Source organism: Nitrincola alkalisediminis (assembly GCF_009821115.1).
GTDB lineage: Bacteria > Pseudomonadota > Gammaproteobacteria > Pseudomonadales > Balneatricaceae > Nitrincola > Nitrincola alkalisediminis.
On sequence record NZ_VYTY01000002.1, the window covers coordinates 1 to 11,563 of the forward strand.

Annotated in this window: 10 protein-coding genes; 4 read left to right on the plus strand and 6 right to left on the minus strand. The window is 46.0% G+C overall.

Annotated elements, in window-relative coordinates:
* Positions 1-201: 201 nt before the first annotated feature.
* The 3 genes from F5971_RS03265 (at position 202) to F5971_RS03275 (ending at position 2,565) form a co-directional block, all read left to right on the plus strand.
* On the plus strand, positions 202-1,413 hold the full coding sequence (locus F5971_RS03265; RefSeq protein WP_193494065.1) for an MFS transporter: 1,212 nt from the start codon (positions 202-204) through the stop codon (positions 1,411-1,413).
* Positions 1,414-1,493: 80 nt separating this feature from the next.
* Positions 1,494-2,036, plus strand: coding sequence for a hypothetical protein (locus F5971_RS03270; protein WP_193494067.1), 543 nt, complete (start codon positions 1,494-1,496; stop codon positions 2,034-2,036).
* A 52-nt stretch (positions 2,037-2,088) separates the two neighbouring features.
* Positions 2,089-2,565, plus strand: coding sequence for a nucleoside recognition domain-containing protein (locus F5971_RS03275; protein ID WP_246187751.1), 477 nt, complete (start codon positions 2,089-2,091; stop codon positions 2,563-2,565).
* A 232-nt stretch (positions 2,566-2,797) separates the two neighbouring features.
* Here F5971_RS03275 and F5971_RS03280 read toward each other — a convergent pair whose 3' ends face one another.
* Together F5971_RS03280 and F5971_RS03285 are read right to left on the minus strand one after the other, a co-directional pair.
* On the minus strand, positions 2,798-3,658 hold the full coding sequence (locus tag F5971_RS03280) for a DMT family transporter (RefSeq protein WP_051514322.1): 861 nt from the start codon (positions 3,656-3,658) through the stop codon (positions 2,798-2,800).
* Between the two features lie 139 nt (positions 3,659-3,797).
* Positions 3,798-4,391 (minus strand): class I SAM-dependent methyltransferase, encoded by a 594-nt coding sequence (locus tag F5971_RS03285; protein ID WP_193494069.1) that lies wholly within the window; start codon positions 4,389-4,391, stop codon positions 3,798-3,800.
* 419 nt (positions 4,392-4,810) lie between these two features.
* Between F5971_RS03285 and F5971_RS03290 the strand changes: the two genes are divergently transcribed.
* A complete protein-coding gene (locus F5971_RS03290) occupies positions 4,811-7,474 on the plus strand; it encodes a diguanylate cyclase (RefSeq protein ID WP_193494071.1) in 2,664 nt (887 codons plus the stop codon).
* A gap of 35 nt (positions 7,475-7,509) precedes the next feature.
* On the opposite strand, the gene F5971_RS03295 is transcribed toward F5971_RS03290, so the two are convergent.
* The 4 genes from F5971_RS03295 to dctP form a co-directional block, all read right to left on the minus strand.
* Positions 7,510-8,313 carry a glucose 1-dehydrogenase gene (locus tag F5971_RS03295; protein ID WP_223116247.1) on the minus strand — a complete coding sequence of 268 codons (804 nt, stop codon included), beginning with the start codon at positions 8,311-8,313 and terminating at the stop codon, positions 7,510-7,512.
* Positions 8,314-8,525: 212 nt separating this feature from the next.
* Entirely contained in the window at positions 8,526-9,848 is a 1,323-nt protein-coding gene (locus F5971_RS03300; RefSeq protein WP_246187752.1) for a TRAP transporter large permease, read from the minus strand.
* Positions 9,849-9,915: 67 nt separating this feature from the next.
* Positions 9,916-10,443: a TRAP transporter small permease subunit gene (locus F5971_RS03305; RefSeq protein WP_036509693.1), complete on the minus strand. Its 528-nt coding sequence runs from the start codon at positions 10,441-10,443 to the stop codon at positions 9,916-9,918.
* Positions 10,443-11,468, minus strand: a complete 1,026-nt coding sequence (dctP, locus tag F5971_RS03310; protein WP_237748547.1) for a TRAP transporter substrate-binding protein DctP — start codon at positions 11,466-11,468, stop codon at positions 10,443-10,445. Before dctP ends, F5971_RS03305 begins: the two co-directional genes overlap by 1 nt.
* Positions 11,469-11,563 lie beyond the last annotated feature (95 nt).

Below are 11,563 nucleotides of genomic sequence, written 5' to 3' on the forward strand. Positions count from 1 at the left end.
AGATACAGCTTCTTCTTTAAACTCAGTTGAGTACTGTTTGTAGGTTCGTTTCTGACTCATAATGACACCTCAATAGCTGACTGATATTGTCGCTAATTAAAGTGTCCAGTTCTATTAGACCAGTTCAATCAGCCTATTTTTTTTGATTTTTCAGAGCAATACGATTCCAAGCTTAGAACACAGATATCCAAGTGAGGAAGTATGTTGAATCGCTCTATTTCAAGAAAACTACCTGTAAGCAATCCCCTCTCCTATCTTTTCCTGGCATTTATTGCAATGGCGGGTCTTTCCTATATCAATTTCTTACCCGGGGTTGTGAATGCACTGGCTGGCGGTATCGGTTTCAATGAAGCCGAAGCTGGGCAAATTGTGGCGCTGAATGGGTATGGTGCCCTCTTGGGCAGTACTGTTGCCATTTTTCTGGTGCGACGGATTCAGTGGCAAACCGTCATGTTTATCTCGTTTACCCTGCTAGCGCTGACGGATATCAGCACCTTATGGGTTGAGAACTACAGTATCATGCTTGGCTGGCGCTTTCTGGCTGGAATACTGGGCGGGTTATGTGTCGGGACTGGCTTCTCAGTACTGGCCAGATTAAACAATCCGGACCGTGCATTTGGAACCTTGCTGTTTATACAGTTCAGTATTGGCTCTATCGTCATGTATGGGCTACCCACGCTCGAAGAGATGCTGAACGCATATGCGGTGTTTTACGTCATGGCAGGTTTAATCTTGATTAGCCTAGCTCTGATGCCCTTTCTTCCCGCTCTTCCGCTGGACAGCAAATCAATCAGCCAATCCATGCCCTTGGCTAAGCTATTTGGCAAACCACTGCTGTTGCTGTTGGCGATCCTGTCCTATCTAACCGCTGCCAGTGCCATTTATGCTTACGTAGGGCTCATCGGTTTGGGCGCCAATCTTACGTCTGAAAATGTGAGTACCTACATCGCTATCACCGGCATGTTAGGGTTACTGGGAGCGATGATCCCGGTGATCAGCGGTAAACGTGTCAGTCGCATCTATATGATTATTACAGGTATCGTTATGTCGACCCTGGCTGCGATCCTGTTCAACTTTTCACATATTACCTCTGCCTATATTGCGGCCATGTCCTTATTGTTTTTTTCATGGCCAGCCGTCCAATCATACCTGTTTGCCGTCACCGCTGAAATGGATAGCAGTGGAAGGCTTTCAACGATTGCAGCCGTCGTCTCCTTTGTCGGCCTGGCGACAGGTCCACTGCTGGCGTCAAGTCTTCTGGATGATGGCAGCTTTACAGGGATGCTTTACAGCTGTTCCATGATCTTTCTGCTGAGCTTCTTGCTCCTGTTCAAACCAGTCAAGGCGCAGGCACAGGCACAGGCACAGGAGCAGGCAAAGGCACAAGACATTGCCTTGTCATCACAGCCTTGATCCTGCCCCCTATTAAGATTGAATTGTTAGATCAAAGAGCTGTTACTAAACAAAACTGATGCAAAAAATGAGGAGTTCACATGATTCGATATCTATTCAACAAAATCCTGCTGTCCATGAAGAAACGCTACGACTATGACGTTTGTTATATGCAGGATATTCTTCAAGCAGATTTAAGGGCATTTTTAAAGTTCATGGGGTTTCAAATCCTGTCATCTCATTCAGGACATGTGCCACTAGGGCCACTGTTCGCCGCTCGAATACGTGCAATTATCTGGGATGATTGCGGCCCTTGCACCCAGTTAGTGGTCAATATGGCTTTGGAAGCCAACCTAAACCCAGATATTGTGCGCGCCATTATTGATAGAGACCTAGCCAAGCTGCCAGAGCATATCGCGATGGTCGTGCAGTTTACAGAGCGGGTGCTGGCCCACAACCCTGAAGCCGATGATCTGCGCGAAGAGATACTGGCCTTATGGGGCCAAAAAGGACTTATCACCCTTAGCTTTGCCATCAGCTCCTCGCGGGTTTATCCCGCGCTGAAGTACACCTTGGGATACGGAAAAGCATGCAGTAAAATTATAGTGAATGAGTCATCCATGGCACCGACGCGGCAATCATAAACTGAATGACCATTACTAACGTCTGACCTTCAATGCTGAATACAGGATTCCGATGATCATCGTGATCAAGGTTCTTGAAAATCTTGGTGGCATCGAGCTACTGAGCCAATGGCTAAGTCCTGTCATGTCACTGGTCGGCTTGCCTAGTGAAATGGGCTTGGTGTGGGCAACCACGCTTGTCACCAATATGTACGCTGGACTCGTGATATTTATGAGTATTGACACGAATTTAACCGTTGCTCAAGTCTCGATTCTTGGCACTTTGATGTTGCTTGCTCATTCACTTTCCATCGAAGTAGCCGTTGCTAAACAAGCAGATGTTGGGATTGTGATGACACTGATAATTCGCATTGGTGGTTTACTTATTAATGAAGCAAAACGAGGACACATCTCCCCACGGGATATTTTCGTCGCCATGATGTTGCTCAACCTACTTCATAGCTTGATTGAAAACGCGCTACTGATTCTGTTGATTGGTGCGGACTTTATGACTATTTTTGGGGACGCATTGTATTTACAGTGGCTGTGATTGGCGTTTTAGTCTTTGTCCTTAAACGCTTGGATGAAAGCACTTGTCGTAAGTATTTTTATAAGAAGATAAGTGATTAGCGTCTAAATCATGGGCTAAATTTTTGCCAACGTCGATTGCAACGGTCGCGAGAGGAGTGCTGGTTACCCGACCCCTCGCACAGTTCCCTGAGCGTCAACAGTATAGGCCTGCACTGGTATTTGTATTTTACCCTTTACTTACACTCTTCTCTTTATTTACTTGAAGCTGCTTTTTTCTCTAAAATCACCAGCGCAATACCACCAAGTATCGCCACTGAGGCGACAACTAAGCGCAGGCTTAAGTCCTCATTCAGTAGAAGAATCCCCCCTACGGCTGCAATTACTGGAACACTCAATTGAACAGTGGCTGCCGTCGTTGATTTCAAGGCAGGCAAGGCTGTGTACCAAATGGCGTAGCCGAGTCCAGACGCCAAAGCGCCCGACGCGACTGCATACCAAAACCCAGCACTATCGAACGAAAAATGCTGGAACATCAGCAAATTTAATACCAAAGCAATAGGAACCGCACGCAGAAAATTCCCTGCCGTGACTCGAGTCGCATCGCCCTCCCCCTTACCGCGCAAGGAATACACGCCCCAAGCGACTCCAGCGAGTAACATCAACAGTGAGCCCAATAGAGGCGGTTTAGAAATACCCGGTAAAAACAAACCCACTAAGCCACCCAACGCAAGTAAAAGCCCGATAACTTGTAATCCTCTTAGCCGTTCACCCAGCCAAAGACCATGAGTGATCATCGTTGCCTGCACCGCACCAAAAAGAATCAGAGCCCCCATCGCGGCCGAAAGACTGATATAAGCAAACGAAAACCCAGCCGCGTAAACCACCAAGGCGGTTGCCGACAACCAATTGCCTTTGCCAATACGGTTCGAATGCTTGCGATGTACAATTTGCACAACAAGCCACAGCATCATCGCACCGGAAACCAACCGCAGGGTGGTAAAGCTAGCGGCATCAATATTGGTATCGTTTAGAGCAAGACGATTCAGTAGAGAATTTCCTGCGAACGCAATCATTGCCAGTAAAGTAAGCACAACTAAGCGAGTATTCGACATTGAGATCCTTGTACTATTTCGTTATTAACGCATTCACAGCCGATCATAAACTAACACCATCATCAAAAGACAACCTGACACCGAAACACTTTGCGTCTGGATTCATACAGATGACACTAAGATGAGTCACCCCATACCCTTATCTTATTTTTTGAGCAACGACAGAGTAGGTGTGCCAGTGTTTTTTCTTGCCAATCAATGTCATCCCCTCTGAGTCATGCTCATAGACATCGATGATTTTGAAGTTTGGATAAAAAAGCGCTTCCACCTCAGTACGGGTGTGAACGGTCAGATCACCGCGTTCCATTTTTGCCCAAGAATCATTCGGCCCCATAAAATGACCGCAAAAAACACCACCAGATAAAAGTGATTCCGTAATGTTCTGCCAAGCACGCTCAAACTGGTCCGGCGGACAAAAGAACAGGCTGGAACACGCACTTACCAAAGACGATTTTGGATACTCAAATCGATCAAAGCAGCTGACCTGAGCAAATAGCGTTTGATTGAGGTGCCTGGAACAGACTTCTTCCACGCGAGAAATAGCCGCATCACTTTTGTCAAACGCATGTACCCTAAAGCCACTCTCAGCCAGGAATAAAGCATCTCGCCCAGCGCCGCAGCCAACATCCACCGCCACTTTTGGCATAGAGACATCAATCAATTCAAGTGCCATCTTGAGATGAGGATATACATCTACCACTAAGGATCGTTGATAATACACTTGCTCATTCATACTCTAGTCTCAATAAATTAGCTCCCTCTAGGCAAATTTGTGTTTTATTCATGGCTTAACCAACGCATGAACCAACTATCAATTGCTTTCCACTCTTCAATGCTAAGCCGTTTACCTAGCTGCTGGCAACCTAGTGTTTGCGCGTATAATAACTTTTCCACACGAGGCTCACTGAACGCCCTGCAACCACCAGAAGCACCCCACTAATTTAAAACACACCATACCGTATAGTATGTTTATTAATCACTTCATTAAACCTATTTATAAACCTACACTCTATACTGAACGCTAGGGCTATCACCCAAAACAACACTTAAACGCCCAACAAAGACCTGACAAAAAGAATCAGATATACTGATATCTCTAGGCTTCCTCTTAGGCATTCATTGATGCATAAAAAGACCAACCAGTGACACAACATGAAACTTACATCTATTTGCATTTATTTAATTGTCTTTTTTAGCCCTCTGTTGCTAGGCAAAGCAGCGTTTGCCAACACATCGGAATCACTAACGCCTGTTACGGTGCAAATCAATTGGCATCATCAGTTTCAATTTGCCGGATTTTACGCAGCCATCGCTAAAGGCTATTACCGAGATGCTGGACTGGATGTGACCATTAAGCCTTGGCAGCCGGGCATTAATATTCGTGAAGAAGTTGTGAGCGGACGCGCAACCTTTGGAACCTCATACTCTAGTGTAATTGCTGATTTTATCAAAGGGCATCCGATTAAAGCGGTCATGACATCCTTTCAGTACTCTCCCATGGTACTACTATCTCAAGAGCCCATCACAGAACTAAGTCAGCTCAGCGGAAAAAGTGTATCTCATTACAACAACTTACAAATTCTTGCATTATTAAACCGCGCCGAGCCCGAAATAGAAGAACCGACACAAACCTACCCACCAACAGGTAACCTAGAGGACTTTATACAGGGCCGAGTTGACCTCTATGGCGCCTACGAAACCAATGAACCCTTTCAACTCAATGAACTGGAGGAGCGTTATTTCTTAGTAAAACCCGGGGACTTTGGCATCAACAGTGCCGAAGATTTAGTAATTGTTTCACAAGAGTTTGCTACCGAAAACCCAGAAATTGTCGACCAGTTTCGCCAAGCTACTATCGCGGGTTGGCAGTACGCAGTCACTCATCAAGCGGAAATTGTCGACTATATTTTAGCAAACTATCCTGTCATCAAGAGTCGACAGGCATTACTGTTTGAAGCACGTGCCACCACTAAGTATGTCAGAACAGGTGAGATTCCGATTGGCAGCTTAGATCCAGCAAGATTAATGGCCACTGCCGCTGAATCCCGCGATGTCGGATTGATCACCGCAAAAGAGCTACAACGCTTTAATCCTGAAGATCTAATCGCAAGCAGGCCAGATGCCAACGCCCTTACCCAGGCAGAAAAGCTTTATCTTATTCAAAACCCAATCATAAAAATTGGCAACGACATTAACTGGGCTCCTTTTGAGTTTGTCGATCAGCAAGGCGAATTTAAGGGCATCGTCGCGGACTATTTCAAATTATTTGAGGAACGTCTCGGCGTGACATTTCAGCCAGTGGTGGATACAAAATGGTCAGACGTCGTCAGCATGATGCAGTCGAGAGAGTTAGACATGTTGACCGCGGTAACACCCACCCCTGAACGAAAAACCTACCTGAACTTCACCACCTCTTATCTAAGCTTCCCTATGGTATTGGTGGGCAATCAATCCACCCTTTTCATTAACGATTATAGTGAATTGGCCGGAAAACGCGTCGCTGTGGTTCGCGACTACTGGTCACACGAATATTTGCGCAACAACCATCCCGAGGTTGAGCTTGTTCTTGTTGATGATGTAACGGAAGGCTTGAAAGCAGTCATTAATGGCCAGGCCGTTGTCTACTCCGGAAATTTAGCCGTTATCAACTACACTCAGCAAAACCTTGGCATTACTGGGTTACAAGTGGTGGGGCAGTCTAATCAGCGTTTTGAACTGGCAGTTGCGGTTCATAAAGACAACCCTCTTCTGCTCAGTATTATGCAAAAAACCTTGAACAACCTAACACCTGAAGAAAAAGGGCAAATCTACACTAACTGGATCAGCTTAGAGATGCTCACCCGCTTAGATAGACGTCAGATTTTTTATATCACTTTAATTGTATCTGTCCTTCTGTTTTTGATGTTGGTTTGGGTGCTGATCTACCGCTTCCAGAAAAAACGCTTACAAAAGTACATTTATCAAGTGAATGATCTCTCTTATGCCAGTGCCATTGACCCAAAAACCTATAACACTCTGTGGGTGAGCAAACGCTATCGAGAATTAACCGGCTACTCTGAAAAAGAGCTAAAAAGAATGAGCTTCACTGATGCCGCCAACCCCGAAAAAATGCCACGGGATATTCAGTCAATCCTAACTCAAGTTGTATCTGGGCTATCTTGGACGGGCGAAGTGGAAGGCAAAACGAAGCACGGTTTTGTCTATTGGGTTGAATTAACTCTTTCTCCTCAAAAAAACCTGTTTGGCGATATTCATCAAATTTTAGTCACCCGCGTAAATATTACCGATAAAAAACGGATTGAAGAGCTCTCCATCAAAGATGAACTAACCAAACTTCATAATCGTCGTTATCTGACACAAATATTTCCAGCCGAAATTAGACGAATTCAGCGCAAAAACCACCATATCGCTCTGGCCTTATTCGACCTTGATCACTTCAAGCTCATCAATGATAACTATGGCCATGAATTTGGTGATGACATACTAAGACGAGTGGCCGATTTAGCCACTCAGTATTTTAATCGTGGTGACGATTTCGTGTTTCGCTTAGGTGGAGAAGAGTTTTTGATTATCACTAATGACACAACTACTGAGAATTTTGAAGCCCACCTACAGGATTTCTGTGTAGGTTTGCTCGCACTGAAAATAGAGAATCAAGGCACCGAGCATGGCTTTTTAACGCTCTCAATCGGAGCGGGTGTATGGCCTGCTGCAGAGGTGAGCAACTTTACGGATGTCTATGCAACGCTCGATAAAGCCCTTTACCAAGCGAAGCATCAAGGTCGGAATCAGGTGGTGATGGTGGAGCACCGCTAAATGTAGGTGACTTTTTAGCTAACCACTTAGAAAGCTTATTTTTTTTCTGAGGGCACGCCCGCGGAGCCGGCAAGAATCCCACCATCAATGTTAATCTCTGTTCCGGTAATATAGCTTGACTCATCCGAAGCAAGCATAACAGCAACGGCTGCAACCTCTTCGGGTGTTCCGAATCGTCTGAGCGGCGTATCCTGTACAAACATCGCCATGTTTGCCTCTCGATCAGGCCCAGAGCCAAGCATTGGCTCCCACATAGGTGTGAGTATGGCGGCTGGATGAATAGAGTTGCAGCGAACTTTCATGCCTTGTTCAGCACAATAAAGGGCAACGCTTTTGGTGTGGTTGCGCACAGCGGCCTTACTAGACGCATACGCGGCTGCAGCAGGGATGCCAACGAGACCTGAGCGGGAGGATATATTAATTATCGAGCCGCTCCCAGTGACACGCATCGCCTGAATAGCATACTTACACCCCAAAAACACGCCGTCGAGATTTGTTTCGTGAACAGAACGCCAGGCTTCCAACGTCGCATGCTCGGGATCATGAGCTTCAAAGCTTTCCTCAAACCCAGTAATGCCCGCATTATTGACGACGATATCCAACCTGCCGTTCGTCTCAATAATGGAGTCTGTGATGTCACTCCAGGCTTTTTCATTTCGAACATCCAAGAAGACGAACGAAGCCGATGAACCAATCGCTTGAGCAACGATTGGGCCATTGATCAGGTCGATATCTGTGACGTACACAAACGCCCCTTCTGCCGCATAGGCTTTGGCAATGGACTCGCCAATGCCACGTGCAGCACCCGTGATTAGGGCAACTTTATTTTGTAGACGCATCTTTACGTTCTTTATCTCTAACGGACCCAACATTTTCCATCTTACCTAACAATATGCCCCCTCACCGCCGAAAAATAGGGTAAAGCCGACATCTCACCACCAAGATTGCCACTGTAAGCCTCATCTAATCTAGAACCTAAGAATACGCCACTTCTGTAAAAAACAAAAACGCCCCAATAAGGGGCGTTTGAGTTAACACTATGTCAATTGAGCTAACTGTAAATTAAATTCGGCAGCCAAAGCGCAATTTGTGGGAAGTACAGGATCAATGCCAAGCCTAACATTTGCAACAAAATGAACGGAATAACCGCAAGGTAAAGATCGTAAATCGTCACAGATGGTGGTGCCACCGATCGCATATAAAATAGATTATACCCAAAGGGAGGCGTTAAATAGGCCGTTTGCATGCTCACGATGAACAGGATTGCAAACCACACAGGATCGAAACCTAAGAACTCAACAATCGGCACAAACAAAGGAACCGTGATAAATACGATGGCAAAGTCATCTAAGAACATGCCCAGCACAAAATAGCAGGCCAGCATTGCCAAAATAACCATCATCGGTGCTAATTCGTAATCGTCGATCAAGTCTTGCAGCAAGAAACCAGCACCTAATCCAATGTAAACCTTACTGAAGAAGAGCGCTGTCAAGGTGATCCAAATTAACATCCCCATTAATTTGGTCGTATCCATTAAGACATCTTTTAACATTTTCCACGTTAGCGTACGGTAAACTGCCGCACAAATAATGGCGCCGGCAGCACCGATCGCAGACGCCTCAGTCGGCGAGGTTAACCCCAAGATGATACAGAGTAAAACAGCGACAATGAGTGACCCCGGAAGAATCAGCGCTTTTAATGAAACCAGCTTACCCTTCCAATCCACCTGTTCTTTAACAGCAAGCGGCGGTGCAATTTTTGGATTGACCCGACTAATGATCAAAATATAGAGGATATAAAGACCCGCCAGCATCAGACCCGGCATTAAGCCCGCCGCAAAAAGCTTACCGATCGATTCTTTTGCCAAAAAGGCATAGAGAATCATCAAGACACTCGGGGGGATCAAAAAGCCGAGTGCGCCCCCGGCCATGATAGTGCCCGTCGCTAATTTTTTACTGTAGCCGCGTTTAAGCATGGCGGGTAGTGCAATCACGCCTAGACTCACGGTCGCAGCGCCGGAAACACCCGCCATGGCCGCAATCAGCGCACAGAGTATAATCGTCCCGACACCCAACCCACCTGGCTGAGCCCCCATGAGTTTATTCATCATTTCGAATAAGTCATCGGTAATACCTGAACGCTCTAGCATTAGCCCCATGAAAATAAACATGGGTAAAGCGACGAGAATAAAATTATCCATTGAGGAAAAAGCACTGATCGTGAGCAGATCCAATGCACCAGCACCCCAAAGAAAATACGCAAACCCCATACCAACGGTTAGCAATGCCCAAGACAAGGGCGTCCCCAACATGAGCATGACGAACATTGCGCCAAACATGCCAAGGGTTATTATTAAAGGATCTATATCTGACACGGAGAGTACCCTTCTAAATTGTCAGAGGGTGTTCGTAATACACCCTTCTCTGCTAATACACTCAACTTCATGACTCGACACAGGCGTTACAAGGTAAATTTAAGGCCACACAAATGTCACGAATCAAATGTGCCAAGCTCTGCAGAGCAATAAGACCTACGGCAACTGGAAGCACTGTTTTAAATGGATAAATGGGTGGAGCCCATGTACTTTTGGAGGACAATTCTTTGTTTTGCCAAGATTCGTAGGCAAAATCAACAGATGCGAAAAAGAAAACAACTAAAACGAATAAAACCACCAAACCTGTAATAACATCCAGAATCGCACGACCTCGACGCGAAAATAGGTTGTACAACGCCTCACTTCGAACGTGGCCCTGATAACGATGGGTATAGGTGCCAGCCAGAACACAAAACGTACCGTACAACATTGTACTCAGTTCATGTGCCCATGAAGTGGGACTAACGAAGAAATAACGGGCAATAATTTCATAGAGCAGCACCAAAATCAAAGCAAGGCACATCCAAGAGACGGCCTTGCCCACGATTTCAGAGAGTCTATCAACCCAGCTAACTAAGTGACAGACTGAAAGCATCAGGCACGTCCTGTTGCTTTCGCAGCTTCTTTAAGAATATCGATCGCCTTCTTATTGCGATCAGATTTAGCGGCTTCATCTTCCCAGATCACTTCAGCGGCTTTACGCAGACGTGCTGAGTCCTCAGGAGGAAGACTGTTCATAACAAAGTGACCAGTGGCCCCTGCATCAATTGAACCACTGACCATCCAAGTGTGCATATGAGCCGAATGTTTTTCGTACGCCAGTTCAATCACTTTGCGCTCTTCATCGGTCATTTTCTTCCACACATCCATATTGACCAGAATCTGATCACAGTAGCCTGGGTACACCATGCCAATAGAGGTGTAGTGATTGGCAACTTCAAACAGCTTCATACCGACGTATTCATTGGTACCAGCGTAGATCACACCATCAATAGTACCGGTGCTCAAACCAACGTAAAGCTCTGAACCTGGCAAGAAAACGGTCGGAATATCAAACTGCTGAAGGATACGTGCAATTGCAGGTGTTGCGCGAATACGCATATTTTTGAGATCATCAAGGCTGTTAACAGGTTGTTTAGTTAACAGATCGAATGGGCCGCCCATGATAGGCCCTAAGTAGTGAACGTTGTGTTCAGCGTAGGCTTCACGTACTAAATCGATCAGACCTTTGGTACGGTAAACGTACTGGGCCTCATCGTGGTTCGTCCAAGCACCCGGTAAACCAGATTCAATACCGGCAATATCCAACTGGCCTGGCCAGTAGCCCGCATAACCTTGGCACATGTCGATGGTGCCACGGCTTACCGCTTGAAACATCTCAGCATCAGGCACTAAAGAACTGCCTGTAAAATGGCGAACACGCAAGGAGCCTTTCGATGCAGTGCGAACATCTTCACCAAAGGAGCTAAAAACATCAGATGCCTCACGACCCCAGTAGGTTTGCATGCGCAGGTTGGTTGTCGCTAATGCAGAAGTAGAGGTCATGGCCAACGGAGCAGCAACTGCACCTGCGGCGGCGGCTTTCAGAAGATTACGTCTATTCATATTGGGTTTGCTCATATTTGCTACCTTGTGATTGTTGTTATGGGGCACTGCGTTATTCGAAATAACACTGATTTTGTTATTGTGACTAACAAAAGCATTTTGAGTTTAGA

Excerpts from the sequence above, each read along its gene's own strand:
- F5971_RS03265 (WP_193494065.1), top strand. The coding sequence starts at position 202 with ATGTTGAATCGCTCTATTTCAAGAAAACTACCTGTAAGCAATCCCCTC.
- dctP (WP_237748547.1), bottom strand. The coding sequence starts at position 11,468 with ATGAGCAAACCCAATATGAATAGACGTAATCTTCTGAAAGCCGCCGCC.
- F5971_RS03290 (WP_193494071.1), top strand. The coding sequence starts at position 4,811 with ATGAAACTTACATCTATTTGCATTTATTTAATTGTCTTTTTTAGCCCT.
- F5971_RS03280 (WP_051514322.1), bottom strand. The coding sequence starts at position 3,658 with ATGTCGAATACTCGCTTAGTTGTGCTTACTTTACTGGCAATGATTGCG.
- F5971_RS03305 (WP_036509693.1), bottom strand. The coding sequence starts at position 10,443 with ATGCTTTCAGTCTGTCACTTAGTTAGCTGGGTTGATAGACTCTCTGAA.
- F5971_RS03285 (WP_193494069.1), bottom strand. The coding sequence starts at position 4,391 with ATGAATGAGCAAGTGTATTATCAACGATCCTTAGTGGTAGATGTATAT.
- F5971_RS03275 (WP_246187751.1), top strand. The coding sequence starts at position 2,089 with ATGATCATCGTGATCAAGGTTCTTGAAAATCTTGGTGGCATCGAGCTA.
- F5971_RS03295 (WP_223116247.1), bottom strand. The coding sequence starts at position 8,313 with ATGCGTCTACAAAATAAAGTTGCCCTAATCACGGGTGCTGCACGTGGC.
- F5971_RS03270 (WP_193494067.1), top strand. The coding sequence starts at position 1,494 with ATGATTCGATATCTATTCAACAAAATCCTGCTGTCCATGAAGAAACGC.